Source organism: Pseudogulbenkiania sp. NH8B (assembly GCF_000283535.1).
Taxonomy (GTDB): domain Bacteria; phylum Pseudomonadota; class Gammaproteobacteria; order Burkholderiales; family Chromobacteriaceae; genus Pseudogulbenkiania; species Pseudogulbenkiania ferrooxidans.
On the sequence record NC_016002.1, the window covers coordinates 2520253 to 2546532 of the forward strand.

The 26280-nt window shown below is 62.7% G+C and carries 29 protein-coding genes and 1 pseudogene; 22 read left to right on the forward strand and 8 right to left on the reverse strand.

Annotated features, from left to right (window positions below; genetic code table 11):
* Positions 1 to 126: 126 nt before the first annotated feature.
* A complete protein-coding gene (locus tag NH8B_RS11590; protein WP_014087470.1) occupies positions 127 to 1062 on the reverse strand; it encodes a LysR family transcriptional regulator in 936 nt (311 codons plus the stop codon).
* A gap of 225 nt (positions 1063 to 1287) precedes the next feature.
* On the opposite strand from NH8B_RS11590, the gene NH8B_RS11595 reads away from it, so the two are divergent.
* From NH8B_RS11595 to NH8B_RS11620, 6 genes are all read left to right on the forward strand, one after another.
* Entirely contained in the window at positions 1288 to 1941 is a 654-nt protein-coding gene (locus NH8B_RS11595; protein WP_008952872.1) for a hydrolase, read from the forward strand.
* A gap of 62 nt (positions 1942 to 2003) precedes the next feature.
* Positions 2004 to 3854, forward strand: coding sequence for an amidohydrolase (locus tag NH8B_RS11600; RefSeq protein WP_014087471.1), 1851 nt, complete (start codon positions 2004 to 2006; stop codon positions 3852 to 3854).
* A gap of 19 nt (positions 3855 to 3873) precedes the next feature.
* The gene (locus NH8B_RS11605) at positions 3874 to 4101 is read left to right on the forward strand and encodes a XapX domain-containing protein (RefSeq protein ID WP_008952874.1); all 228 of its coding nucleotides are present in this window, start codon (positions 3874 to 3876) and stop codon (positions 4099 to 4101) included.
* Positions 4098 to 4253, forward strand: a complete 156-nt coding sequence (locus tag NH8B_RS11610; protein ID WP_008952875.1) for a XapX domain-containing protein — start codon at positions 4098 to 4100, stop codon at positions 4251 to 4253. The genes NH8B_RS11605 and NH8B_RS11610 overlap by 4 nt, the downstream gene beginning before the upstream one ends.
* Entirely contained in the window at positions 4250 to 4690 is a 441-nt protein-coding gene (locus NH8B_RS11615; RefSeq protein WP_014087472.1) for a DoxX family protein, read from the forward strand. The genes NH8B_RS11610 and NH8B_RS11615 overlap by 4 nt, the downstream gene beginning before the upstream one ends.
* The gene (locus NH8B_RS11620) at positions 4671 to 5375 is read left to right on the forward strand and encodes a YoaK family protein (protein ID WP_014087473.1); all 705 of its coding nucleotides are present in this window, start codon (positions 4671 to 4673) and stop codon (positions 5373 to 5375) included. Before NH8B_RS11615 ends, NH8B_RS11620 begins: the two co-directional genes overlap by 20 nt.
* Positions 5376 to 5430: 55 nt before the next feature.
* Here the strand turns inward: NH8B_RS11620 and NH8B_RS11625 are convergent, their stop codons facing one another.
* A complete protein-coding gene (locus NH8B_RS11625) occupies positions 5431 to 6321 on the reverse strand; it encodes a LysR family transcriptional regulator (protein WP_014087474.1) in 891 nt (296 codons plus the stop codon).
* A 96-nt stretch (positions 6322 to 6417) separates the two neighbouring features.
* On the opposite strand from NH8B_RS11625, the gene NH8B_RS11630 reads away from it, so the two are divergent.
* From NH8B_RS11630 to NH8B_RS11645, 4 genes are all read left to right on the forward strand, one after another.
* Positions 6418 to 7884, forward strand: a complete 1467-nt coding sequence (locus tag NH8B_RS11630; RefSeq protein WP_014087475.1) for an NADH-quinone oxidoreductase subunit L — start codon at positions 6418 to 6420, stop codon at positions 7882 to 7884.
* Complete coding sequence (locus NH8B_RS11635) at positions 7881 to 10256, forward strand: YbcC family protein (RefSeq protein ID WP_014087476.1); 2376 nt, start codon at positions 7881 to 7883, stop codon at positions 10254 to 10256. The genes NH8B_RS11630 and NH8B_RS11635 overlap by 4 nt, the downstream gene beginning before the upstream one ends.
* 45 nt (positions 10257 to 10301) lie before the next feature.
* Positions 10302 to 11264 (forward strand): L-threonylcarbamoyladenylate synthase, encoded by a 963-nt coding sequence (locus NH8B_RS11640; RefSeq protein WP_014087477.1) that lies wholly within the window; start codon positions 10302 to 10304, stop codon positions 11262 to 11264.
* A 95-nt stretch (positions 11265 to 11359) separates the two neighbouring features.
* A complete protein-coding gene (locus NH8B_RS11645; RefSeq protein WP_014087478.1) occupies positions 11360 to 12151 on the forward strand; it encodes an EAL domain-containing protein in 792 nt (263 codons plus the stop codon).
* Positions 12152 to 12208: 57 nt separating this feature from the next.
* Here NH8B_RS11645 and NH8B_RS11650 read toward each other — a convergent pair whose 3' ends face one another.
* The gene (locus tag NH8B_RS11650; RefSeq protein WP_014087479.1) at positions 12209 to 12820 is read right to left on the reverse strand and encodes a TetR/AcrR family transcriptional regulator; all 612 of its coding nucleotides are present in this window, start codon (positions 12818 to 12820) and stop codon (positions 12209 to 12211) included.
* A 121-nt stretch (positions 12821 to 12941) separates the two neighbouring features.
* On the opposite strand from NH8B_RS11650, the gene NH8B_RS11655 reads away from it, so the two are divergent.
* From NH8B_RS11655 to NH8B_RS11700, 11 genes are all read left to right on the forward strand, one after another.
* Positions 12942 to 14234, forward strand: a complete 1293-nt coding sequence (locus NH8B_RS11655) for an NAD(P)/FAD-dependent oxidoreductase (RefSeq protein WP_148282977.1) — start codon at positions 12942 to 12944, stop codon at positions 14232 to 14234.
* Entirely contained in the window at positions 14231 to 15007 is a 777-nt protein-coding gene (locus NH8B_RS11660; RefSeq protein ID WP_041702947.1) for a DUF1365 domain-containing protein, read from the forward strand. Before NH8B_RS11655 ends, NH8B_RS11660 begins: the two co-directional genes overlap by 4 nt.
* The gene (locus tag NH8B_RS11665; protein WP_014087482.1) at positions 15004 to 16212 is read left to right on the forward strand and encodes an SAM-dependent methyltransferase; all 1209 of its coding nucleotides are present in this window, start codon (positions 15004 to 15006) and stop codon (positions 16210 to 16212) included. Before NH8B_RS11660 ends, NH8B_RS11665 begins: the two co-directional genes overlap by 4 nt.
* On the forward strand, positions 16209 to 16739 hold the full coding sequence (locus tag NH8B_RS11670; protein WP_014087483.1) for a DUF3833 domain-containing protein: 531 nt from the start codon (positions 16209 to 16211) through the stop codon (positions 16737 to 16739). The genes NH8B_RS11665 and NH8B_RS11670 overlap by 4 nt, the downstream gene beginning before the upstream one ends.
* Positions 16740 to 16742: 3 nt before the next feature.
* Positions 16743 to 17525: an SDR family NAD(P)-dependent oxidoreductase gene (locus NH8B_RS11675; protein WP_014087484.1), complete on the forward strand. Its 783-nt coding sequence runs from the start codon at positions 16743 to 16745 to the stop codon at positions 17523 to 17525.
* Positions 17453 to 17959, forward strand: coding sequence for a nuclear transport factor 2 family protein (locus tag NH8B_RS11680; RefSeq protein ID WP_014087485.1), 507 nt, complete (start codon positions 17453 to 17455; stop codon positions 17957 to 17959). The genes NH8B_RS11675 and NH8B_RS11680 overlap by 73 nt, the downstream gene beginning before the upstream one ends.
* The gene (locus NH8B_RS21305; RefSeq protein WP_083844256.1) at positions 17956 to 18135 is read left to right on the forward strand and encodes a DUF2256 domain-containing protein; all 180 of its coding nucleotides are present in this window, start codon (positions 17956 to 17958) and stop codon (positions 18133 to 18135) included. The genes NH8B_RS11680 and NH8B_RS21305 overlap by 4 nt, the downstream gene beginning before the upstream one ends.
* Before the next feature lie 154 nt (positions 18136 to 18289).
* Positions 18290 to 18832 carry a lipocalin family protein gene (locus NH8B_RS11685; protein WP_014087486.1) on the forward strand — a complete coding sequence of 181 codons (543 nt, stop codon included), beginning with the start codon at positions 18290 to 18292 and terminating at the stop codon, positions 18830 to 18832.
* Between the two features lie 8 nt (positions 18833 to 18840).
* A complete protein-coding gene (locus tag NH8B_RS11690; RefSeq protein WP_008952891.1) occupies positions 18841 to 19065 on the forward strand; it encodes a TIGR02450 family Trp-rich protein in 225 nt (74 codons plus the stop codon).
* A gap of 172 nt (positions 19066 to 19237) precedes the next feature.
* Positions 19238 to 19675, forward strand: coding sequence for an HIT family protein (locus NH8B_RS11695; RefSeq protein WP_014087487.1), 438 nt, complete (start codon positions 19238 to 19240; stop codon positions 19673 to 19675).
* 449 nt (positions 19676 to 20124) lie between these two features.
* Positions 20125 to 20601 (forward strand): FKBP-type peptidyl-prolyl cis-trans isomerase, encoded by a 477-nt coding sequence (locus NH8B_RS11700; protein ID WP_014087488.1) that lies wholly within the window; start codon positions 20125 to 20127, stop codon positions 20599 to 20601.
* A 391-nt stretch (positions 20602 to 20992) separates the two neighbouring features.
* Here the strand turns inward: NH8B_RS11700 and NH8B_RS11705 are convergent, their stop codons facing one another.
* The 5 genes from NH8B_RS11705 to NH8B_RS21070 form a co-directional block, all read right to left on the reverse strand.
* Positions 20993 to 21820, reverse strand: a complete 828-nt coding sequence (locus NH8B_RS11705; protein WP_014087489.1) for a hypothetical protein — start codon at positions 21818 to 21820, stop codon at positions 20993 to 20995.
* Positions 21821 to 22148: 328 nt separating this feature from the next.
* Positions 22149 to 23489 (reverse strand): lecithin--cholesterol acyltransferase, encoded by a 1341-nt coding sequence (locus NH8B_RS11710; protein WP_014087490.1) that lies wholly within the window; start codon positions 23487 to 23489, stop codon positions 22149 to 22151.
* A 413-nt stretch (positions 23490 to 23902) separates the two neighbouring features.
* Positions 23903 to 24511, reverse strand: a complete 609-nt coding sequence (locus NH8B_RS20940; RefSeq protein WP_148282978.1) for a hypothetical protein — start codon at positions 24509 to 24511, stop codon at positions 23903 to 23905.
* A gap of 32 nt (positions 24512 to 24543) precedes the next feature.
* Entirely contained in the window at positions 24544 to 24912 is a 369-nt protein-coding gene (locus NH8B_RS21385; protein ID WP_158453622.1) for a CHAT domain-containing protein, read from the reverse strand.
* A complete protein-coding gene (locus tag NH8B_RS21070; protein WP_148282979.1) occupies positions 24816 to 25604 on the reverse strand; it encodes a hypothetical protein in 789 nt (262 codons plus the stop codon). Before NH8B_RS21070 ends, NH8B_RS21385 begins: the two co-directional genes overlap by 97 nt.
* A gap of 304 nt (positions 25605 to 25908) precedes the next feature.
* Between NH8B_RS21070 and NH8B_RS11730 the strand changes: the two are divergent.
* Positions 25909 to 26157 (forward strand): annotated as a pseudogene (locus NH8B_RS11730) (HIT family protein); the annotation flags it as partial.
* Positions 26158 to 26280 lie beyond the last annotated feature (123 nt).

Consider the following 26280-nt stretch of genomic DNA (forward strand, 5'->3'; position numbering starts at 1 on the left):
ACGTTGGCCGAAGTGGCCTACCCCTGCCAGCCATATCAGGCACCACCTTCCTCTGTCATCGCTATGGCGATCGCCAACTGGTCGCGCACCGCCGTTGTCGCCAACCCGGCAGGAGCTGACCTGCGCTTACAGGGACAAAGGCGTGGCCGCTAGCGTCTTGACGATCAGGGCATCGTTGATGAAGTCCCCCTGCGAGAGCTTCTCGATCCACCACTGCACGCCAAGCCCGGCATCGCCGGTATTCCAGGCGGCAAAGAACTGCTTGAGCGGCCGCGGCTCTTTCACTTCCTTGACCTTGAGCTTGCCCAGATTGGCGCAGTGCTGAACCAGGCAGCCCGGTAAAAAGCCGCAGCCGAGCCCGGCCAGTACGGCTTCCAGCTTCGCCTCGAGATTGGGCACCAGCAGGAAATCCTGGCCGATTTGCAGATCGAGCGGCCGCAATAATCGTTGCCGCGACGTATCCTGGATTTCGACCTGGCGATACTGCCCGATCACCGAGCGGTCGAGCGGCTCCACGGCATCGGCGAGCGGATGCCCGGGGGCAACGGCGAAGGCGGACTGCACCTGGCCGATGGCACAGCTCGAGAAACCGGGCAGATTGGGCGCGTGATCCAGCGCGCCGATGGCGAAATCCGCCCTGCCGTCCAGCAGCGCCTCCCAAGGCCCGCCCGACACCTCGTGGCTGAACAGCAGGCGGGTTTGTGAGTTTTCCCCGTAAAAGGTCGTGATATACGGCAGCAAGATGCGGAACGGCAGGATGACGTCCACGGCGATGCGCAGTTCGCTCTCCCAGCCGGCTTCGATTTTCTTGGCGCGCCTCTCCAGCGCGATCGCCCCGCGCAGCAGGCGCCGCCCGTCTTCCAGCACGGCCAGCCCGGTGGGCGTCAGTTTGGCCTTGAGGCCGGTACGGTCGAACAAGGTGACGCCCAGGTCTTCTTCCAGCTTGCCGATCATGTAGCTGATCGAGGACGGCACCTTGAACAAGGCTTCCCCCGCCGCGGCAAAGGAGCCGTGCCGGTCGATTGCATCCAGCACTTCCAGCGCTTCCAGACTCAGTTTCATCGCTCGTTTTTCCCCACAGGCCAGGTGACAGCGTAGCGCGCCGCCAGCCGGCTTGCCATGGGGTTCGAAAAATGTGATCAGGCCGATCGGAAATCTTCGCTTGTGCCATTGGGGCAGCAAAACTACCTTTCCAACACAAGACGCCGCCGCCGGACCTGCCTCCGGCGCACCGGTCTTGCGCGACAGTCACCCACCCATCGAGAAGCCTCTATACAGGAGACGATCATGCCCATCGCCAAAGCCCAGCCTGGCCAGACCTTGCTTGACCCGAGCAACCACACCCTCATCATGATCGACCACCAATCGCAAATGGCCTTTGCGACCAAGTCGATCGACGCGGTCACCCTGCGCAACAACGCTGCCCTGGTGGCAAAGGCTGCCAAGGAATTCCGCGTGCCGACCATTCTGACCACCGTGGCGGAGAAGAGCTTCTCCGGCCCGCTGTTCGATGAAATCAAATCGGTATTTCCCGACGAGTCGGCGATCGACCGCACCACCATGAACACCTGGGAAGACGGCCGCATCGCCGAGCGGGTGAATGCGATCGGCAAGGACAAGATCGTGCTGGCCGGCCTGTGGACCTCGGTATGCATCGTCGGCCCGGCCTTGTCGGCGCTGGATCAGGGCTTCCAGGTCTACGTGATCGCCGATGCCTGCGGCGACGTCTCCGACGAAGCGCACGAGCGTGCGATGGAGCGCATGGTGCAACAAGGCGCCCGCCCGATGACCTCGTTGCAGTACCTGCTCGAACTGCAGCGCGACTGGGCGCGCGGGGAAACCTACAACGAAACCGTCGCCACCTCGATTGCGCATGGCGGCGGCTATGGCCTGGGCCTGATCTACGCCAAGACCATGTTCGGCGGCGGCGAAGGCCACTGAGCGGCGGCAGGCAAGCCAACCTGGGCCGGCCCCGACGACCGGCCCCTTCAGGAGAAGCTCCCATGAGCGCAGATCTGATTCTGTTCAACGGCCGGATTCACACGGTGGATCGGGAACACCCCGAGGCCACGGCGGTGGCCATAAAAGGCGACACGTTCCTTGCAGTCGGCGAAGCCGACGAGGTGATGCGGCACCGTTCGGGCACCACCCGCATGGTGGACCTGGGTGGCAGGACAGTGATCCCGGGCCTGAACGACTCCCACCTGCACCTGATCCGCGGTGGGCTCAACTACAACCTGGAGCTGCGCTGGGAGGGCGTACCGTCGCTGGCCGACGCCTTGCGCATGCTGAAGGAACAGGCCGACCGCACCCCCAACCCGCAGTGGGTGCGCGTAGTGGGGGGCTGGACCGAATTCCAGTTCGTCGAACGGCGGATGCCCACGCTGGATGAGATCAACGCGGCGGCACCCGACACGCCGGTCTTCGTCCTGCACCTGTACGACCGCGCCCTGCTCAACCGTGCCGCCCTGCGTGCCGTGGGTTACACCAAGGACACCCCCAACCCGCCCGGTGGCGAGATCCAGCGCGACGCGGCCGGCAACCCCACCGGCATGCTGATCGCCCGCCCCAACGCGATGATCCTGTACGCCACCCTGGCCAAGGGGCCGAAGCTGCCGCTGGAATATCAGGTGAACTCGACGCGCCAGTTCATGCGCGAGCTGAACCGCCTCGGGCTCACCAGCGCCATCGATGCCGGCGGCGGCTTCCAGAACTACCCGGAAGACTACGATGTCATCGCCGAGCTGGCGAAGAACAAGCAACTGACCCTCCGCATCACCTACAACCTGTTTACCCAGCGCAAGGGGCAGGAACTGGAGGACTTCCAGCAATGGACCGCCATGGTCAGCCCCGGCCAGGGTGACGACTTCTTCCGCCACAACGGCGCCGGCGAGATGCTGGTGTTTTCCGCCGCCGATTTCGAGGACTTCCTCGAACCGCGCCCGGACCTTGCGCCGCAGATGGAAGACGAGCTGGAAAAGGTCGTGCGCCACCTGGTGGCCAAGCGCTGGCCGTTCCGCCTGCACGCCACCTACGACGAATCCATCGGACGCATGCTGGATGTGTTCGAGAAGGTGAATCGCGATATCCCGTTTGACGGGCTGCACTGGCTGTTCGACCACGCCGAGACCATCTCGCCGCGTAACATCGAACGCGTGCGCGCCCTGGGCGGCGGCATCGCCATCCAGCACCGCATGGCGTTCCAGGGCGAATATTTCGTCGAGCGCTATGGCGCGGAGGCGGCCAGGCACACCCCGCCGGTTGCCCGCATGCTCGACATGGGCGTGCCGGTCGGCGCGGGCACCGATGCCACGCGCGTGGCCAGCTACAACCCGTGGACAGCGCTCTACTGGCTGGTTTCCGGCTGCACGGTGGGCGGGCTGCCGCTGTATGACGAGCAGAACCGGCTGTCGCGCGAAACGGCGTTGGAACTATGGACGGCCGGCAGCGCCTGGTTCTCCAGCGAGCAGGGTAAGAAAGGGCGGATCAAGGCCGGGCAGCTGGCCGACCTGGCCGTGCTGTCGGCCGACTATTTCAGCGTAACGCCGGAAGCCATCAAGGCGATCGAATCGGTCTTGACCATCGTGGGCGGCAACATCGTCTACGGCGCCGATGAATTCACCCCGCTGGCCCCGTCCGCGTTGCCGGTCCTGCCGGACTGGTCTCCGGTCAGGACCGTACCGGGCCATTACCGTGCCGCCCCGACACAGCAGCGCAATCCGCTGCCGCACCAGTGCCGCGGCGCTTGCGGCGTGCATGGCCATGCGCACGACGGGGCTCGCAAGTCAAACGTGCCGGTGTCCGACTTCGCCGGATTCTGGGGAGCGTTCGGTTGCAGTTGCTTTGCCTTCTGAGGCAGGAAGGAGCATCGCCATGAACTATTGGAAAATTCTGCTCGGCCTGGCGCTGTCGTTCCTGATCGGATTCGGTTGCCGGCTGACCGGCATCCCGGCGGCGTCGCCGCCGGTCCTGTCCGGTGCCCTGCTGGTTTTCATGATGAGCACCGGGTACTGGTTGGTCGACCGCTACCTTGCCTCACGCCCTGCGCAAGAAAAGAAACACTGCGGCGGGCATGACTTGGGTAAAAGGAACGAAGCATGACAGCGCTGTTGATCGGTTCCGTCCTGGGCATCGCGGTCGGCGGCCTGTGCCGCTGGCTGGATATTCCCTCCCCCGCGCCGCCTTCCCCCATCGGCGCCCTGCTGGTGGTCGCCATGACAGCTGGCTACGTGATAGCGGGAAGCTTCGCATGAGCAGCCGCCAGAACAGCGGCGGGCCCCATCCCGCCAAACCGGTTGACTTGACGCGCCTGCCGGGGCCGGACGCCGGCCTGCTGTTCCTGCGCCTGGCGGGCAGCGGCTTGCTGCTCTACGTGCACGGCTTGCCCAAGCTGATCCACTTCAGTGCCGAACTGCAGCACATCGACGACCCCCTGCACCTGGGGCGCGGGGTGACGCTGGTGCTGGCACTGTTTGCCGAAATCGCGTGCCCGCTGCTGATCGCCGCCGGCTGGCTGACGCGTCTGGCCACCCTGCCCATCCTGTTCCTGCTGTTCGTTTCCATGGCCTTGGTGCATCCGGATTGGGATGTGGCCACCGGCCAGTTTGCCTGGCTGCTGGTCATCGTGTTCGGCACGATCGCGCTGGCCGGCCCGGGGGAGTATTCGATCGATGGCCATCAGCACCGCTAGCAACGGCGCCGCGCCGCGCATCTCGTGGACCAGCGTGGCGCTCGGCTTTACCGCCGGTTATGTGGACACGCTCGGCTTCGTGGCGCTGTTCGGCCTGTTCACCGCACACGTCACCGGCAACTTCGTGCTGATTGGCAGCGAGCTGGCCAGGCCGAGCCACGGCGTGTTGATCAAGTTTCTCGCCTTCCCCGCCTTCGTGGCCGGGATCGCACTGACGCGAGCGATCGTGCGCCAGCAAGAGCCACGGGGCACATCCCCGTTGCCGTGGCTCTATGGCATGCAGCTGATGCTGTTGGCCGGCTTCATGCTGGCAGGCCTCTACGCCTTGCCGCTTAGCGACAGCCGCTCCACGGCGGCGCTCGTCGCCGGCATGTTCGGCGCCGCCGGCATGGGGGTGCAAAATGCCGCCAGCCGGCTGGCGCTGAGCAAGCTCACCCCCACCACGGTGATGACCGGCAATGTCACCCAACTGGTGATCGACCTGCTGGATCTGACCTGCCCCACTCCCGACCCGGCCGTCAGGGAGCGCATCGTCAGGTTCCTGTGGCCCATTCTTGCCTTCGCCGTCGGCGCCATCGGCGGTGCCTTCGGCTACGTCAATCTGTCGTTTTGGGCTCTGCTGCTGCCCATCGGCATTCTTGCGGCATTGCTGCTCGACGCCAGAGGGAACGATCCCAGGGGGTGAAACATGACGGACAGCCTGCCGCCGCGGGAGGTGTCGACTCGGCCGCGTCCAGTATCTAGCCGGGCATCGAGAACTGCTGAAACAGGTCTTTCAAGTGCGGGGTTTCAAACCGACGCCTCACCGTGATGGCATAGAACGTTTCCTCCACGCCGTGCACTGAACCATATTTCTCCAGCAGGCCCTTGTTCAACTCGTCCTTGACCACGATGGCGGGAATCAGTGCCACCGCACCCGAGTCCCGCGCCAGCAAGCGCAAGGCAGCCATGTCATCGACTTCGGCGCGAATCCACGGCTCGATGCCCAATTGTTCGCACAGCAGGTCGAAGCGAACCCGGATTTCGCTTTTCGCGCTCGGCACGACCAATTGGTGGCGGGTCAGGACCTTGCCCAGGTCGAACCCTTCACCGATGAGTCCCGGCGGCCCGATCAGGCAGACCTCCTGCCGCGCCAGGGTGCGGCAGCGCCAGGGATGCTTGTCGTCGGCGATGACCGGACGGTTGCTCAGCACCACGTCCAGCTCGTAGGCGCTCAGCCGGTTGAGCAGCTCTTCCAGCCCGCCCGCCTCCAGGTTCAGCTTGACGGCCTGTTTGCTCAACACCGGATTCAGAAAGTTTTCCAGAAAATTTCGCGACAGGGTGGAAACGCTGCCGATGCGCAGCTGCCCACCCTGTCCCGCATCCTGGCTGGTCGTCGCGGACAGCAACTCATTGCCCAGCGCAAAAATCGCTTCCGCGTAGCGCAACACGGAAGAACCCATTTCCGTCAGCAGCAGCTTCTTGCCTTCGCGCAAGAACAGCGGCGTGCCGAGTTGCTCTTCCAACTGGCGTATTTGCGCCGACAGCGCGGACTGCGAGATATGCAGGCGTTCGGCTGTTCTGGTGAGGTGGCCCTCGGCCGCCACGCGCCAGAAGTAATAGAGGTGGTGATAGTTGAGTCGGCTTATCATTCGGTAAAATAGATCGATTTGTACTTATTAATGTATTTTACCGAACATGATTTGCCGGGCATAGTGCCGCTGTCTCAATTTCGGCATGGTGTCCTTATGTTGTTACTGTCCGAACACGCGCTGATTGCCCTGCTGTGGCTGCTGCCGGCCATCGGTACGCCAGCGCTGCCTCGTCATTGGTGGCTCGCCCAGGCCAGCGCGGCGGCCGGCGCCCTGGCCGCCGCGCTGCTGATGGTGGCCAAGGGAATCCAGCCCGCCTTGCTGTTCCAGCTTCTGATCCAGTTGCTGGCCTGGGTGATCCTGCGGTTCTCCGTCCGCTATCTGAGCGGCGAACAGGGCCAGGCCCGCTACCTGAAAGCGATTGGCTGGCTGCTTGTCGGTTCCACGCTGGTGGTGGCCAGCCGCGACTGGCCAACCCTGCTGGGCGGCTGGCTGCTAACCAGCCGGGCGCTGCACAGCCTGCTCACTTTCTATCCGTCCCGCCCCCAGGCCGGCATTGCCGCGCGGCGCGAGGCGGTGGCCAGCCGGCTGGCTGAACTGTGCTTGGTGCTTGGTGCGCTGTTGATCGCCTGGGCGGTCGGCTCACTGCATTTCGCGGATGCGGCGCAGCCGCTGGCCGAGCCGCTGCGGCAAGCTGCGCGGGTACTGGGTGCCGTGCTGGTGGTGTGCTGCGTGTTGCTGAAAACCGCTCAACTGCCTTTCCATGGCTGGCTGACCCAGGTCATGGAGGCCCCCACCCCGGTGTCGGCGCTGTTGCATGCCGGCGTGGTCAATCTGGGCGGCATGGTGCTGATCAAGCTGGCGCCGCTGTGGAGCGTGGCGCCCGCCACGGCCTGGCTACTGACGCTGTGGGGCGGGGTCACCGCCGGCCTGGCCTGCTGGGTGATGCAAACCCGCATCAGCATCAAGCTGCGTCTGGCCTGGTCTACCTGCGCGCAGATGGGCTTCATGTTGATGGAATGCGGCCTCGGGCAGTATTCGCTGGCCCTGCTCCACCTGGTGGCGCACTCGATTTACAAGGCGCACGCCTTCCTCAGCTCCGGCAGCCAGGTGCGCACCACCATCCGTCAATCGGCCTCGGCGCAGGCCAGCGGCGCATGGCGACACCTTGCCAGCGGCATCGCCGGCATCGCGCTCCTGGTAGCGAGCCTGCAGGCCTGGTCATATGCCCTTGCCCACCCCGTGCAACCGCCGCTGCTGCTGGTCGTGGTGATCGGCCTGGGGCTGGCCCCGCTGTGCCAGCGGCTGCGCGGCTACGTGCTGGCCTTGACGCTGTGCCAGGCCTACCTGCTGCTGCACAGCCTGTTTGCCCGCCTGCAGACCGACCATGCCGGGGCGCCGCTGTCGTGCCAGGTGCTGGTTGCGCTGTTCTTTGCCGCGCTCTACCTGCTGCAAGGCTGGCTGGTGCGTCATCCCGGCCACCGCCTCAGCCAACGGCTCTACGCGCTGGCATTCGGCGGTTTGTATCTGGACGAATGGTGGGTGCGCGCCACGGTGCGCTCCCGCCTGGCGATGCCGGGCAATCCAACCCTTTCCGGCGCTCAGGGAGGCCCCCGCTCATGACAAGACCTGACCTTGACTGGCAGACGGCGGCCATCGAAGCGGCCAATCGCATCGCGCCAAGCTGGCCGCTGGACAGCCTGCTGGCCAGCTCCCCCTACTGGGGCTTGCGTGACAGGCCGTTTGCCCAGGCACACGGCTATCTGCATCGGCTGGCGGGCAGCGGCCTGCATCTCGACGAGACGCATTACCGCCGGCAATACGACAGCGGCCTGATCAGCCCCCGCCACCTGGCCGCCGCCATGCGGGAGTACGGCGAAACCCTGTCGCAGGAACAGTGGCTGCTCGTCTCGGCAAACAAGCCGAGCCAGGAAGGCACCGCGCTGCTGCTGAGCGACTTGCGACCCGACCCGGCCGGCCATGCCGGGGTGCAGGCGTGGCGCCAGGTCGTCACGCAGCAGATCAGCCAGTGTTGCGCGGCCTGGTTCGACCACGACCAGGCCGACTGGCAGCCAGACCGCCAGCGCAACCTGTACCAGTCGTGGCGGGAGGAAATGACGATCCAGCCAGTCCCCACTCCCGACGCCAGGCTCAAGCAACGGTTGCAAGGGGCGATCGCAGGCTTGCCGGAGGACCATGACCGGCTCTTTCAACACGCGCTGGCACAGCTACAGCCCGCCAACCGTTGGCTCGACGACTGGTTTTATGCCCTGTTGCTGCGCAACAGCGGCTGGGCGGCATGGTGCCGCTACCAGCTGTGGCAGGCCGAACTGGCGGGCAAGCGCTGTTCGCTGCTGCAAGAGCTGCTGGCCATGCAATTGGCCTGGGAGTGCTTGCTCGATGACGGCGAGCGCGAGAGCGGCAGCCGCTGGCACCGCTGGCAAGCCGCCTGGTCCGAGACCGCGCCGACAACGCCGGCCGGCAACCGCGAGCTGATCTGGCAACGCGCCGCCGAGCTGGCCACCCATGCGCCACTGCTGGCCGCCCTGCCGCGTCAGGATGCTCAGCCTGTGCGTATCGGTCGCGAACTGCATGCGGTGTTCTGTATCGATGTGCGTTCCGAACCGATGCGCCGGGCGCTGGAACAGGAGATACCCGAGGCCAGCAGCGCCGGTTTCGCCGGCTTTTTCGGGCTACCGCTGGCGATCCGCTTCGCCGGAGAAACCCGGACCCAGCCGCGCCTGCCCGGCCTGCTGGCGCCAAGCTGGGAAGCGCTGGCGCCGCCGGTGGAGAAGGGGCTCGAAGAGTGGGGTCAGTTCCAGCGCGCCCCGCTGTCTTCCTTCACGCTGGTGGAAAGCGCCGGCCTGACCAAGGCCGGCAAGCTGCTGCGCAAGGCGTTTCCGCGCAAGACGCGCGCCACGTTGGCCGAAGTCGATCCCTGGCTGAACGGCGAGGACGAGGCCATGGTGTCGGCTGGCCGCCAGTTGGACACCGGGACCATCATCTCGGTGCTGACCACGCTGCTGCCGGCCATGGGGCTCGGCGCCGACTTTCCCCGCACCGTGCTGTTGATCGGGCATGCCAGCCACAGCAGCAACAACCCGCAAGCCTCGGCGCTGCAGTGCGGCGCCTGCGGCGGACATGGCGGACACCTGCACGTGCTGTTGCTGAGCGACTGGCTGCAACGTCCGGCGGTACGTGAGGGCCTCGCCGCCGCCGGGCTGGCGATTCCGTCCGACACCGTGTTCCTGCCGGTGCTGCACCTGACCCATAGCGATGAGCTGCACCTGCTGCCGGCCAGCTCGCCAGACCCGGCCTTGCGCCAGCACGCCGAAGCGCTGCGGCCCGTGCTCGACCAAGTGGAACGCCGCGCCCGCGCCCGCCGGGCCGGCATCGATGGCGTGCCGGACCACCTCGACGATGCCGAGCTGCTGGCGCTGCTGCGGCAAAAGGGGCACCACTGGGCGGAAACCCGGCCCGAATGGGGCCTGACCAACAATGCGTTCTTTATCGCCGCCCCGCGCGCACGCACCGCGCAACTGGACCTGGGCGGGCGCGCCTTCCTGCAGGAATACGACTGGCGGCAGGATGCGGACGCCAGCCGGCTCACCGGCATCCTGGCGGGGCCGCTGGTGGTGGCGCACTGGATCAACATGCAGTACTTCGCTTCCGTGGTCGATCCCACGCGCTTTGGCAGCGGCAACAAGCTGTTGCACAACGTGGTGGGCGGCCGTATCGGTGTGTTTGAAGGCAACAGCGGCGACTTGCGCATCGGCCTGTCCTGGCAGTCCGTGCACGACGGCAGCCGCTGGCGGCATGAGCCCTTGCGCCTGGCGGCCTGCATCGACGCGCCCGCCGTTTTGATCGAACAGGCGCTGGCGCGCCAGCCGGACGTGGCAAGACTCGTCGCCAACCGCTGGTTGCACCTGTACCGCATCGCCGAAGACCAACTGGAACAATGGCGCGAGGGCGACTGGCATGCCGCCGAGCTGTGAAGCCGCCGGCCTGCTGCGCTGTCGGCAACCCTTGAGAACCCAAGCATGGACTACCTGAACGCCCACCCCGAAAAGATCGACCACGCCGCCCGCCTGCTCCGAGAGGGCGGCCTGGTCGCCCTGCCGACCGAGACCGTGTACGGTCTGGCCGCCTGCGCGGAAAACCCGCAGGCCATCGCCAAGGTCTTCCGCGCGAAAGGCCGGCCGGCCGATCATCCGCTCATCGTTCACCTGCCCGACCTCGCCCATCTGACGCGCTGGGCCTGCCGGATACCGCCGGTCGCTTTCCGTCTGGCCGAAGCCTTCTGGCCCGGCCCGCTCACCCTGGTGCTGCCCGCGGCGCCAGCCGTCTCCCCGCTGATTACCGGCGGTCAGGACACCGTTGCGGTGCGCTGGTCGGCGCACCCGCTGTTCCAGGCGGTGCTCGACCAGCTGGGGAGCGCGGTCGTCGCGCCTTCGGCCAACCCCTTCGGCCATATCAGCCCCACCAGCGCCGCGCATGTGCTCAAGCACATGGAGGGCCGCATCGACGCCGTGCTGGATGGCGGCGATTGCCGCGTCGGCGTGGAATCCACCATCCTGGACCTGTCAGGGCCGGAGGCGAGAATCCTGCGACCCGGCTGCATCGGCGCCAGCCAACTGGCCGCCTACCTGCCGCTGGCGGAACGGCCGGCTGCGCCGGCACCCAGAGTGCCGGGCGCGCTGGACTCCCACTACGCGCCGCGGCTGCCGTGCCACCGCTTCGAGCATGACGAGCGCGCCCATCTGTCGCAGGGCGTGCCGAGCGGAAAATGCGCCTTCATCGGGTTTCACGAGTTGCCGATGAGCACGCACCGCAGCTATCTGCTGCCAGCCGATCCGGCCGCCTACGCCAGCCAGATCTACGCCGTGCTGCATCAGGCGGAATCGAGCGGCAGCGAGAGCATCCTGATCGAGATGCCCCCCGACACACCGCAATGGCTGCATGTTCGTGATCGGCTGCTGCGCGCCAGCACCAGCCTGGGCTGAACAGTGCGCCCCCCTGCCTGCCCTGCTTCCGGCGCAACGTATGATGCAAGGGTAATGCAGGCACACAAAACCATTTTCGCGGGGTGACATCACACATGAATCCGATCGGCAAGGGGCAACATGCACGGCATTTGAGTGATGCTCCCACATGTAGCATCTGCCGCGATGGCGATGCGCTGGATTTTGATTTCAGCTTTGCCTTTCAGCCCATCATCGATATCCGCGCCAGAACGGTGTTCGCCCATGAAGCGCTGGTACGCGGCCCGCGCGGAGAGGGCGCCCAGTTTGTGCTGGATCAGGTCACGGCCGCCAACCGCTACCGGTTTGATCAGGCCTGCCGGGTAAAGGCGATCAAAACCGCAGCCCGGCTGGGCCTCGCCAGCAAGGTCTCGATCAACTTCCTTCCCAATGCCATTTACCGGCCGGAGGTATGTATCAGCACGACGCTGAAGGCGGCCCAAGAATATGGCTTTCCTGTCGACAGGATCGTGTTCGAAACGGTAGAAGGCGAGCAGATCGAAGATGGCAAGTGGTTGGCCGACGTGTTCAGGGAATACCAGCGTATCGGTTTCATGACGGCGATCGACGACTTCGGTGCCGGCTATGCGGGCCTCAACCTGCTGGCGGATTTCCAGCCGGATATCATCAAGCTGGACATGGCATTGGTGCGGAATATCGCCTCCCGCAACGCCAGTCAGACCATCGTCCGCAGCGTCGCCGACATCTGCCGGCAACTTGGCATCCAGCTCATCGCCGAAGGCGTGGAAACCCTGGATGAGTACCTTTGCCTTCAGGACATCGGCGTAGAGCTGATGCAGGGCTATCTGTTGTGCAAGCCTCTGCTGGAGAACAGCCTGCACGACGCGGAGGCGGTTTTGCCGCGATGAGTCCGCGGCGCAGCCATCAGGCGGCCTCAAGGCCGCCCTTCCCCCGGCTTGCCAGTCCTAGTCTTTGGCAATCCCGGTAAAAATCATGGAACGCATGTGCGCCACGATGTCGTCGTCGCTGTAATGCCCGTAGTCTTTCATGTAGTCGACGGCGGGGTCGCAAGTGCGCGAGTAGTAGGCGTAGAGGATGACGTCGGTCGGTAGATCGTCGCGGATCTCGCCCGCCGCCTTTGCCTTGTCCACCATGCCTTGCAATTGCTTGTGCAATTGGTAGACGCGCGTCACGTAGCGGATGTTGCGGGTCAGCATCGCCCTCACCTGCGGGCTGCTGGACGGCAGAAACGGCAGCCCGCCTTGCAGCCTGACGCGTAGCGCCCACTCCAGCAGGCTGCCCAGCCTTTCCTTGCCGCTCATGCCGGCGTCCAGACCGTCCAGATACTCCAGCGCGCCATCAAGCAGGCGAATCATCACCTCGGTGGCGAGGTCTTCTTTCGATTTGAAATGCTTGTACAGGCTGGGCTTGGAGATACCGGCCTCGCCCGCCACATCGTCCATGGTCATCAGGTCGAAACCCTTGCTGGCCAACAGCTTGGTGGTGGCGTCGAGCACGGCCTGTTCGCGCAGTTTGAACGCCTGATCCTTGAAGCTGAGCTTGCTTAAAATACTCATGAGTACGACCTTTTACTAATCAGTAGCTTTTTTTCCAAAGCGGTTATATCCTGACTATAAGCACCACGCCACACCGTGCCAAGCAGTTTCCGCAGAACACGAATCCACTACGGGAGTGAAGGTGAAAGCAGATCCTGTCCAACGTCAGCGCGTCGCCGTCATCGGCGCCGGCATTGCCGGCCTGGCCAGCGCCTGGCTGCTGGCGGCCAAGCATGATGTCACGCTGTTCGAGGCGGCGGACTACCCCGGCGGCCATACCAATACGGTCGACCTCAAGCTCGACGGGCATGAGGTCGCGGTGGATACCGGCTTTCTGGTTTTCAACGAGCGCACCTACCCCAATCTGATCGCCCTGTTCGCCGAGCTTGGCGTGCCCTCTTGCAGCACCGAGATGTCTTTCAGCGTCTCGCTGGACCAGGGCCGCGACGAATGGGCCGGCAGCAATCTGGATACGGTTTTCGCCCAGCGCGGCAAACTGTTGTCACCGGCTTTTCATGGCATGTTGTACGACATCCTGCGGTTCAACGGCGCGGCCCCGCGACTCTTGGAAACGGCCGATCGTCTGCAGCTCACGCTGGGCGAATTGTTACAACTGGAAGGCTTCGGCGCTCGCTTTCGCGACCACTACCTGGTGCCGATGGCCGCCGCCATCTGGTCCAGCCCCAGCAACGAGATACTTGATTTCCCCGCCGCCACCTTCCTGCGCTTCTGCATGAACCACGGCCTGCTGCAAATCCGCCAGCGCCCGCGCTGGTTCACCGTGCCCGGTGGCGCGCGCCAGTACGTGCACAAGCTGCTGGAGCGCATCCCCGATCTGCGTCTGTGCACGCCTGTTGAGGCGGTGCGGCGCGACAACCACGGCGTCACCCTCAGCAGCCGTTTCGGCGACGAACGCTTCGACAGCGTGATTTTCGCCACCCACGCGCCACAGACGCTGGCGATGCTGGCGGACGCCAGCACGGAGGAGCGCCGCGTGCTGGAGGCGATCCGCTACCAGACCAATACCGCTGTCTTGCACGGCGATGCCGCCCTGCTGCCGAGACGGCGCAAGGTGTGGTCGGCCTGGAATTTTCTGGCGGACAGCGGGCAATCCGAGCAGCGCGCCGTCTGCGTCAGCTATCTGCTCAACACCTTGCAGCCCTTGCCGGTTCAATCGCCGGTCATCGTCACGCTCAATCCGGTACGCGACCCGGAACGCGCGCTGGAATACGCCCGCTTCGTCTACGAACACCCCTTGTTCGACAAGGCCGCCGTCGAGGCGCAGACCCGCCTCCCAGCGCTGCAGGGGAGCCGGCACAGCTGGTTCGCCGGCGCCTGGACGGGCTACGGTTTCCACGAGGACGGCTTGAAATCGGCATTGCGCGTCGCGCGCGATTTCGTCGCGCTACCGGCCTGGGCGAGGTTGGCCGAATGAGCGATGCCTACCTGATCAAGGGCGTGGTGATGCACCAGCGCTTGCGCCCCGCCCGCCATCGCTTCCTCTACCCGGTGTTCGCCGTGCGCCTGCGCCTGTCGGCACTCGATCGTCTTGGCAACGCCTGGTTCGGGGTGGACCGGCGGCGGCCGATGTCGGTGCGCACCAAGGATTACGGCCCGCGCGACGGCTCGCCCCTCCTGCCCTGGATCCGCCAACAGTTGGCCGAAGCGGGCTTGCCGCACGACGGCGAGGTCTGGCTGCAGACCTTTCCCCGACTGTTCGGCTACGCCTTCAACCCGGTGAGTTTCTGGTACTGCCACGATGCGGCCGGCCGGCTGGTGGCCGTGCTCGCCGACGTCAACAACACCTTCGGCGAGCATCACGCCTACCTGCTGGCCAACAAGGCGGGTGAGCCGATCACGGCGGGCTCGACGCTCACCTGCCGCAAGCAGCTGCATGTCTCGCCCTTCTGCCAGGTGGAAGGCCACTACCGTTTCCGGCTTGCCGAGAAGGCCGACCGCATGCTGATGCGCATCGACTACCACGACACGCAAGGCCTTCTGCTGAACACCAGCATTTCCGGCCGCATGACGCCGCTGACGCCGACGACCGCCCTGGCCGCCCTGCTGCGGCAACCGCTGCTGACCTTCGCCATCATCAGCCGCATTCACTGGCAGGCATGGCGCCTGTGGCGGAAGAAAGTGCCTTTCTTCGGCAAACCCCGGCCCCCCGCCACCCGCCTGACTCACGGAGAGGAGTGTCAACCATGAGCCTATCCCGCACCCTTGGCGCCCCCTGTTCACCGCTGCCCGTTATCGCCAGGATCTTTCTTTCCCGGTTGAAACGGCTGGAACACGGCTGCCTGCGCCTCATTACGCCGGACGGATCGGCGTTGTGGTTCGGCAACCCCGGCGAAATGCCGGAAGCGGAGCTGACCGTGCGGGACTGGTCGGCCTGCCGCACGCTGCTGCTGGCGGGCGACATCGGCTTTGCCGAAGCCTATCGCGACGGCCTGCTCGACTCGCCCAACCTCACCGCCCTGTTGCGCCTCGCCGTGCGTAACGAGGCGGCGCTGGGGCCGGCCACGTCCGGCAGCCTGCCGGCGCGGGCCTGGTACTGGCTCAAGCACCGCCTGCGCCGCAACAGCCGCGCGGGCAGCCGGCGTAACGTCCACGCCCACTACGATCTGGGCAACCCTTTCTACCAGCTCTGGCTCGACCCGAGCTGGACCTACTCCAGCGCCTGGTTCGACGGCCACTACGAGCAGCCGCTCTCGCTGGCGCAGGCCGCCAAGTACCAGCGCATCTGCGACGTACTGGGCCTGCGCCCCGGCATGCGGGTGCTGGAAATCGGCTGCGGCTGGGGCGGCTTCGCCGAACACGCCGCGCGCCAGGGCATCGCCGTGCATGGCGTGACCATTTCCAACGCGCAGCTGGATTTCGCCCAACGGCGGCTGGCGGGCAATGCCTTGACCCATCTCGAGTGGCGCGACTATCGCGACCTCGACGGCCGCTACGACGCCATCGTATCGATCGAAATGTTCGAGGCGGTGGGCGAAACCTACTGGCAGGACTACTTCCGCAAAGTGCGCAGCCTCCTGAAGCCCGGCGCCAAGGCGCTGATCCAGAGCATCACCATTGCCGAAAACCGTTTCCAGCGTTACCGCAGCGGCAGCGATTTCATCCAGGAATTCATCTTCCCCGGCGGCATGTTGCCCAGTTGCACCGTCTTTGAAGCACAGGCGCGCAAAGCGGGCCTGGCCACCCATGACCGGCTGGATTTCGGCCCCGACTACGCGGAAACCCTGCGCCGCTGGCGGCAAGCGTTCGAAGGCACGCTCGAGCCGGTGCGCCGCTTGGGGTTCGATGAAGCCTTCATCCGGCTGTGGCGGCTCTACCTGTGCTACTGCGAAGCCGGCTTCGACGAAGGCCGCATCGGCGTCTCGCAGTTCGTGCTGAAGGAGGCCCAGCCATGAGCCATCGATTACCGCGCCTGATGCTGGCGGCGCTGGCCTTGCTGACCGGCTGCGGCACCCCCAGCGTGCAGGCGTACCGCGACAACACGCCGCGCCTCGACCTGTACCAGTTCTTTGGCGGCCACACCCGGGCCTGGGGCATGTTCCGCGACCGCAAGGGCCAGCTGATCAAGCGCTTCACGGTGGATATCAACGGCCGTCGCGAAGGCGACGCCCTGATCCTTGAAGAGCGTTTCCTGTACGCCGACGGCACGCGACAACAACGCAACTGGCGGCTGGAGCCGAAAGGCGATGGCAAATGGCGCGGCACCGCGGCGGATGTGGTCGGCGAGGCCGAGGGCGAAGTCGCCGGCAACGCTCTGCACTGGCGCTACAACTTGCGGCTGCCGGTGGATGGCCGCGAGTGGACCGTGCATTTCGACGACTGGATGTTCTTGCTGGACGATCACGCCATGCTCAACAGCGCCCGCATGAGCAAGTTCGGCTTCGGGCTTGGCGAGGTCAGCCTGTTCTTCCGCAAGGAGTGAGCCATGCCGCTCACGCCCATCAACCCCCCGATCCGTGACTGGCGCCGTCAACGGGTGTGGATCGTCGGCGCCTCCAGCGGCATCGGCGCGGCGCTGTCCCGCCTGCTGCTGGACAAGGGCGCGGAAGTGGTCTTGTCCGCCCGCCGCCAGGCCCAGCTGATGCAGGTGGCCCATGCCCACCCGCGCGCCACCGTTCTGCCGCTGGATGTCACGGACCCGCAATCCTGGCGCGAGGGCTGGTCGCGATGGCAGGACCGGCAGCGCTTGCCGGACCTGGTGGTGTTCTGCGCCGCCGACTACCGGCCGGAACGCTGTTGGGAGCTGCAGCACGAGCGCGTTCGGCAGACCCTCGACACCAACCTGGCGGGGGTGTACTTCGGGCTGGAAACCATCCTGCCCGCGCTGATGGCGCGCCAGTCCGGCGGCATCGCGCTGGTGGCCAGCGTGGCGGGCTATGTCGGCCTGCCCGGCGCCAGCGTCTACGGCCCGAGCAAGGCCGCGCTGATCAACCTGGCCGAATTGCTGCACGCCGAACTGCGCTGCCACGGCATCCCTGTCTACCTGATCAACCCCGGCTTCGTGACCACCCGGCTCACCGCCATGAACGACTTCCCGATGCCCGCCATCATGAGTGCCGACGACGCCGCGCGGTGCATAGTGCGCGGACTGGAACGCGGCCATTTCGAAATCCACTTTCCTCGCAGGTTTACGCTATGGATCAAGCTGATCGCCATGCTGCCCTATCGCCTGAGATTGCCGCTGCTGCGCCACCTGGCCCGGACCTGAGAGCGCGGCTGGCCGAGCTGGCCGACTGGTATGCCCATCTGAGCCCGGTCACGCTGGACGACATCGACCGTTTTTACGCCGCGTCGGCCTGCTTCAAGGACCCGTTCAACACGGTGCAGAGCCGCGACGGCATACACGATATCTTCCGGCACATGTTCAACGTGCTGGAACAGCCGGTGTTCATCCTCCGCGAGCAATTGCTGGACGGCAGCCAGGCTTTCCTGACCTGGGACTTCCGCTTCCGCCGCCGCGGCAAGGCCTATCTCTTGCATGGCGGCAGCCATCTTCGCTTCGACTCTCGCGGCAAAGTGGTAGCGCACCGGGACTACTGGGATTCCGCCGAAGAGTTGCTGCACAAGCTGCCGCTGATCGGCCCTCCCTTGCGCCTGTTGCGGCGCCTGCTGTCGGTGCATGACGAAGGCTGGCGCGCATGAAGCCATCCTTCAAGGGCAACAAGTCCGCCCTTCCCGCCAAGCCGTGCGCCGGCTGCGGCCAACCCATGAGCTGGCGGCGCAAATGGGCGCGCTGCTGGGATGAGGTGAAGTTTTGTTCCGAACGCTGTCGCCAGCGGCGCCAAGCCCATGACCGCATTGATCTACCGCCGCCATGACGACACGCGCGCCGTCTTCGGCCAACCTTGTGCGACGCCTGCGCCATCACATCCAGCGACTGAGGGGGATCGGCAGCGTCTCGCTGCGGACCGGCCCGTCGCCGCATACTGCAGCGTATCGAAACCTTGTGAGTCATCAATAGAGGAAGACACCATGCGACGCTCCCGACTGCAACGCCTCATGCTCCTTGGCGGCAGCCTGCTGCTGGCGGCCTGCTCCACCCTCCCGCCGCCCGGCATCCAACCGGTCAGCGGCTTCGAGCTGCAACGCTACAGCGGCAAGTGGTATGAAATCGCCCGGCTGGAGCACCGCTTCGAACGCGGGCTCAGCGACGTCAGCGCCAGCTACGCGCCGCAGGCGGACGGCAGCGTCAGCGTGATCAATCGCGGCTTCGATCCCGCCGCCGGGCGCTGGAAACAGGCGGAAGGCCGCGCGCTGTTCAACGGCGACCCGCACCGCGCCTCGCTCAAGGTGTCGTTCTTCGGCCCCTTCTACGGCGGCTATCACGTGGTGGCGCTGGACCCGGACTACCGCTGGGCCATGGTGGCCGGCAACGACCGCTCCTACTTGTGGATTCTGGCGCGCGACAAGCAACTGCCCGATGACGTCACCGCCCGCCTGCTTGAAAAGGCGCGGCAACTGGGTTTCGACACCGGCAAACTGATCCGGGTCGGCCAGACCCGCAGCGACGGCTGAGGCGCGCCATGACGATACGCCTCAACCCGCGCAAGCTGCTGCTGAGCAAGTGGACGGCCCTGGCGCCGCAGAACAAGGAAAAGCACTTCATCGTGGTACGCGTGCTGGAGCCGGAACACCCAGACGCACCGATTACCGAAGTGGAACTGGAAGCGGTCTACAGCCGGCGCAGCCGCATCATTCCCTGGAAAACGCTGACCGACGCCACCCAGTGGCGGCAAGGCTGGCATTAACCCTCGGGGCAATCCGTTTCCTGCACTGCGCCATCGCCATCAGCGGTGGCGCTGGTGAGCATAGATCACACTTTGCTATCCGCCTCCTGGAACTGATGGCAAACCGCTCCGAACCTTCGGCCACGCCCGGCCTGCACTACAATGAACCTTGGTTCATCGAACGGAAAGTGCCATGTCTTACGACCCCAACAACATCTTTGCCCAAATCCTGCGTGGCCAAGCCCCGTGCATCAAAGTTTTCGAAGACCAGATGACGCTCGTGTTCATGGACATCATGCCCCAGGCAGACGGCCATCTCCTCGTTATCCCCAAAGAACCCGCATCGCAGATTTTCGAGCTGTCCGACGATGCCGCGGCGGCCTGCATGCTGACCGCACGCAAGGCGGCCATCGCGGTCAGGGCGGCCCTGCACCCTCCCGGCATGATCCTCGCCCAGGCGAACGGCAGCGCGGCCGGCCAGACCGTGCCGCACTTTCACATCCACGTGATTCCGAGGCACAGCGGGGAATTCCTCGCTCCGCATGCAGCACAACGGGAAGACACGGAAAAGCTGAAAGAGCTTGCCAAGCGCATCATTGCCGCCTGGCCCGAACTCGACGAGAGCCATTGACGGGAGCCACGGCTCCCTCCCCCCCTCGTCAGGGGATACCGTGGCGGATTGGCTCCCTCACGATTGTTGATGACATCGGAAGCGAGCTGAGCATGCGCCCCAAAAAAAAGCCCCGCACCAGGCGGGGCTTTTTTTCAAACCGGAGGCACCCGTGGCATGTCATTGACGGCTAGCTCGGCATGACGAGGGAAGCTCGAGGTGACGGTGCAGCGGAGTTCCGCCTGCTTGCGATCCCAGTGAGCCACTCCTGCCAGACAAACCGCCACGTTCTTGCTCATCCGTACCATCGCCCAATCCAGTGTTAAGTGCAGATATTCAACAGCAGCCAACGCTGCAACGGGAGCATATGCGGCGCATATCGGACGTGAGCGAGGTGACTCGCCCGCCAGTTGACACTCCCCCGCTGAACTGCGAACCTTCCCGCTTCAATTTATTTGCCATTGCCCGCCATGAAAATCACCCAAAACACCGCCGTCACCCTGCGAATGAAAGTCACAGACAGCCAGGGCCTGGTTTACGACGATGGCAAGAACCCCGTCTCCTACCTGCACGGCGATTACGACAACCTCTTCCCCAAACTGGAAGCCGCACTTGAAGGTCAGGAAGCAGGCTTTCAAACCACGCTGGAACTCGCTACCGAAGACACCTTCGGCGAACGCGACGAAGCCCTGGTCACCACCATGCCCAAGGCCGAATTCCCGCCCGGCATCAAGGTAGGCGGCCAGATCCAACGCCCCGGCCCGGATGGCACCCCGCGTTATTATTTCGTCACCAAGATCAAAGGCCCAACCGTATTGCTGGACGGCAACCACCCACTTTGCGGCAAAACCCTGCGCTTCGCCCTCAAAGTTGTGGACGTGCGTGAGGCAACCGCCGAGGAAATTGCCCACCAGCATGTACATGGCGAGCACGGGCATCAGCACTGACACCACCTTGCCCCACACAAAAAAGCCCTCCCAGCCGGGAGGGCTTTGTTTTGCCTGGACCCCGCCTGCTATTTGGAGTTGGAGTGGGTGATCTGCTCCTGATCCGCTCGCCACCAACAAGCCCAACTTCGAGGTATCGACCCGCTCCCTCCCAGATGGCCACACTTAGTCCCTAGTGCTGATGGTGGCCATTCTTGATTGCTGAGAATTCGTCTGAAGTTCGGCCTTTGCTGCCGTTAGGGTGTGCCCTCGCTACGTCAGCAATCAGTCGGATAGCTGCCGGGGAGGTAGGCTCGGTCTGAATGACTGCTTTCCTCCGCGGAAAGGGACAGCACTCGACCTCAGCACACATTGGCGCTTGTGGATTGAACAAACACCCCAGTATTGCAAGTCAGTCACTAACCAAGGAAAGTTGAAACCGCTGAGAGTGGAGAGGGAACAAGTCATACATGAAGAAGGTCGCAACATATTGTTCGTACGCAGAAGGTTCGACGTCCACAAGCCTCTTCTTCAATTCCTCCAGGGAAGGATAGGGTGCGGGACGGAGGTTCTTGATCCGTTCTAGCATCCTCTTGGCACGAACTTCCATGGCCGCAGGAGTGCAGTACGTTTCCTTATACGAGTTCCAGCCTTTCTCGAATAGACCCTGCGCCGTCGTGCGCCAGAACGTTCCTGTGGTTGATGCGCTATCCATGGCCTTCACTGCAAGCGCCGGCGACTTTGTCTCGAACAAGGTCGCATAAAGCGCCCGAAATGAGTCTTCCAACTCATGCGGGTAGACCGATCGAGTAGGACCGATAAGCCCCCAGATTGGGGCTCTTTCGCCCATTGAAATAACTTTGGCAAGAGCTCCACCCGTACAAGCAGCCACAGAAATCATCAAATTAAGTTGCGTCGCGACGTTTAACTCGGTGAGCGGCAACTTCAACTCGGGCCAGTCGAGCAACGATCCATCTGCTAAGCCGAAGCCTTCTTCATCCCCGTGGCACTCAATGTGAAGCATTGGTACTTCACGACCGTGATTGACCTCATCTCGGCATCGAGACAGAAACTGAATCAGTTCTTGAGCCGACTCGATACGCAGGTACTCAATTGCTGGGGTTGGGGCGTGCGTGGAGGCAACCATCTGCAAGTCGTCATAGAGCCTTTTGGCCGTATTCAACTCACCATGCGGAATGGAATCGAGAATGACAATGCGGCTGAAGTGGTTGGAATCCATGGCTTTTGCAATCTAAAAATTGTATTGGCAACCAGTCATAGGTGCTCATTTCTGGTTGGGGGCTAGAGGTGGTCACCCTAAAGCAGCCATCAAGTCCTTTCGAACTAGACTGATGGCTTTCGAGTGTTGTCCTCCAACCGCTTCTGGTCGTAGTTCCTGTGGATCAGCCATTTGAGGGGCCGCTTCGATCGGAGGACAGCATCCACGTACTACTCGGCCATTCCGGACACTCATGCTTACCTGATGATCGTCCTCTAGTGTTGGTTTTGCGTGCTCTATCTTAGAGTTAACGGCCAGCAGCAGATTCATTAGTAACGATTCGGGACGGTCAAACCTCTTGAACAAACAACTCTGCCGCAGCGGCACTAGCCATTCCTCCCTCCGGCACAAAGCCCAATTCATAAATCCCCAAATACTGTGGCGCCTCAATCAGTACGGCAAGATGATCGATAGGCGCACCGGAATAATTGATGGGCCATACGGCACTGATCGGTGCGTTTTCCAGGAGTTCACCCACTGCATTAACCTTGCGCCACAATTGCAATTCTCCACGCACTTCATTGGTATTCTGAGGAAAATTGATTGTTACGCGGGTCGACGTACCGGGTTCTACGACTTTATGGAGTACGGAAATCTCGGGGGTCATCCCTGTGGCCAGCAGCACCCCTGGTTTACCAAGCAATGCACCAAGCATGCGCTTTAAAGCGCCGCTTTTGTAAATATCGCCGTGTTCGCCACCAACCGGAGCCATTTGCACTCCCGATTGGGCACCGCTCCAGATCGGCACGGTGCCATCGCCAGCATCGCAGCGATCGAGCTTCACTGCACGGGCTATGCCACTTTGCGGGAAGGTCACTTCTACTGCATGAGCAGTTTCCTGCTGAGTTCCTGCGAAGAAGAAGTACCGCACATGCGCGGGTCGACGATCGAGATTCAATTTAAGGTGAAACTGCACCGCTGACGCAAGATTTGCAGGCTCAAGCCCCAGTCTTGCTGCATTGTTGGGAGAATAGATGTCTACCGGTTCTAGGCGTGCGGCGTCAGCCCGATTCCAAGCGAATGGCTCGCTTTTAGGTGGTAATAGTTGGTAAAGCGATGGAAATCTCGGGTCACTGGCAACCCGCTTGACCTGTTCGGCATTCAGAAACAGACGTTTCTCCTGTCCCATAGCGGCCATTAGTGCCATTGGTGCGCCACGGTGTGGTGTGCCGAGCGTGATTAGTCGCCTTACACAAGCAAAGCCGGGGCGCTCCGAATAGTCGCCCGACTCAAGATAACAACGGCTCACCAAGCCTCCCATACTGTGGGCCACCAGGTTGATTTCAGAGTTGTTTCCGAGTTCCGCCGCCATTGCATCGATGCATTCTGCTAGCTGTTGTGCAGCTAGCTCATTGTCTTTGCGCCAGTCGTATGGAAAGGCCTTGAGAGTGGCTGGATATCCGCTCTCACTGAAGCCGCATGCTTCGAGCGAAGCAATCAGATTATCGTATTGGCTGGATATCGAAACGCTGCGGATCACATCAGCGGCCTGTAAATCCTGTTTCAGCAACTCATCCATATGTTTGAAGGGTAACAGCAAGTCGAGCACCCTACCGGGCCAGATTACCTCGTCACCATCCATGAGTACCGAGCCCATGATGCCCGGCACCAGTATCACCCCTTCGGTCATGCAGGCTTCCTTTTAAAGCGTTTCAGTGTAGCCAACATTTTTGTCACTGCATCGCGCTGATCAAATGTCATTTTCTCTAGGCATTGGGAGTCGATGTGCATTCGTTCGATAGTTGTTACGAGGCTCTCACGGCTGCCGTTGTAGTCAAAAAGGCAACCAGTGTCATCGTGATACCCCAGTTTGTCATTCACCGAGACCAATAAGGCCGCAACAAGAAGAACCCCAACTCCTGCTTCATACGGTCTGCCGGCCCTCTCTGCGAAGAGCCTCAGGTCTGCCGTGGACAAAAGGATCGTATTTGCAAATACGGAGCTAAAATGGTTCCAATAGATGCCATTACCCGGCTCAATGCCCGCGACTAGCGCAGGTGTCATGCCCACTAAATAATCAAGGCCAAGACTCTCTCGAATGTCTTACCCCGCGGCGAAAAATTCATTGGCAACAACGTGTGGCTTAAACGCTTCGAGTTCGTCTGTGTTGAGTTGATTGTGCATATGCTCGGAAGCCCATTGCGCCATCCAAGCAGGGGTTTTGAGCAGCCCCCCGGGAATAGGCGCCTGCACCTCGAAAATCGAAAAGAGGGGCTGGGCGGCATTCAGCCGTTCGAGCAACTTAGGCATTCCTCCAATCCAAGCCCCCATATCAATAATGCCGACACGAAGGGCATTCTCCTGGCGCACTAGGTCTCGAGCAAAAGAAATAACCCGGGGACTGACTCTCGGCTTCGCTTTCACGCCTGATTTCGTGTCACGAGCAGCAATAGTGACCAATGAACTGGCAAGTGCTTTTTTGAAACTGGGATTGAGTGCAACGAATGCTTTAGCCGCCCCGGGTAGTCTCTTGACTAAATTGTGTACGGCCTGCACATCTGGCGATGATTTCGGGCCCTTCAAGGAACTGCTGTCATGTTTCGGTGCCTGGCCAACTTGGCGAGATGACTTTGTCCCAGATTTTTCTTCTTTCGGAGTTTGCGAACTAGGCGCGACTTTACGGACAAGGGTGAAGTTTGCGGGCTTTTTCATAGTTCGAATAATTGTTGCGCATTTGGGAGGCGCTAAAGTGTGGGGATGCCCCACTCGACCACTGCTTCGCCACTAGTGGTACTACCAATGCCGATTGATAAGGCTGCACGTCCCTCAGCTACAGCACGGTCTATATCTCCCTCGAGCGCCAGGGAGGTATAGACACTACCGACGAACGGAGCAATCGACTTAATAGGTATTGGATACTGATTTGCCACCACGGCTGGAATGCCAGATACGATTAGGGCTGACGCGAGCACCGCAAATGCGTCACTATGATTACCCGCTCCCGTAAGACACGCGCTCAGGATCGCAAGTTGGACACCCTTGCCAGCCAGCGCCACAGCCAGATCAGACGCAGAAAGAAAATCGCTCTTACCAGTCCTGATATCCTGTAACACCAGTTGCCCAATGCCCCCCTTAGATCGCCGTGACCATAAAAATGGAAAACGTCAAAACTTTCGCGAGCGATAGTCTTGATCAGTGACTCACGCGTCGCACCCTCAATCACCTTGACCGATGCCTCGCACGGCATATGCGCATCCATTGCACGTTGGATTACTGCTTTTACCTCGGACCAATCAACACCCGCCTGATCCACGGGGTCGGCTGACACAAACAACACCTGCACCTTCTTGCCGAACTTCCTCGGGCCAGAACCATCGATGCCACATGTCAGCGGTACCCGGATAATCGACCGATCGCGGTGCGGACTAGGCCGGCGGTCAGGAGTAACTACGTACTCCCAGGGAACCTCCTTAATCTCTGGCCGGTTGCTCAGAATCTGGAGGCTGACTGGCCCGCATGGTAACCGGTCATACATCGCCCGAAGGGATCCCCTGAACAGGAACTCAAAGAGATCGTTGCCAAACTGCATCATGTCGCTAACGTTAGGACGCTGCGCATTGCCCGTGAGCACGTCACCAAGCCCGCGCCCGAATTCGGCTAGCCTTTTGAGGCTAGTATCAATCGGAATATGTTCTATGGCCGTGTCGGCCCCACGCCGGGCTAAAGCTATAACATCGTTGCCTTGGCTCTGATCGAGCAGAAACAGTTCAAAACTAGTTGCCATCTTTTTGATAAAATACCCCAATAGCATTATTTATGTCAGGATACACAATACGGCAGCCAAGTACTCAACTGATGACATAAAATTAAGCAGAATTGTAGCCGCTCTGACCGAGGAAATGGCTGGTATGTGAACCTAAACAGACGCACAGGGTGGAAGGGGAAAAGACCGCTAAGGCCGAAGAGTTCGCATTGGCTGTTCGGCAGGTTTCAGAGTGCGCCGCCGCTTGAATGGCGGCTATGCCAAGTGAGCGACTGGCAGCAGTTGGCCGAGAGCGGGACTTCATGTTGGTCCCCGATAGCCGACCGATGGGAGCTCAAGGGCCGCTTTCTGGATGCTGTCCGCTACGGCCGCCTTCGCGGTCAGGATCGCCCAGAGGCCGCCTGGCATTATCCTGGTGCAGGCTAACGGCAGCGCGGCCGACCAGACCGTGCCGCACTTTCATATCCACCTGATTCCGAAATACAGCGGGGAGTTCCTTGTTCCGCTTGCAGCACGGAGGGAAGACACGGAAAAGCTGAAGGGGCGCGCCAAACGAATCATTGCCGCCTGGCCCGAGCTCAAGGAGAGCAATTGACCGGGATCACGGTTCCCTCCCGCCTCGTCAGGGGATACCGCGGCGGATTGGCTCCGTCACGATTGTTGATGCCCCCGGCACTGGGCTGAGAATGGCTCAAAAAAATGCCCCGCACTTGGCGGG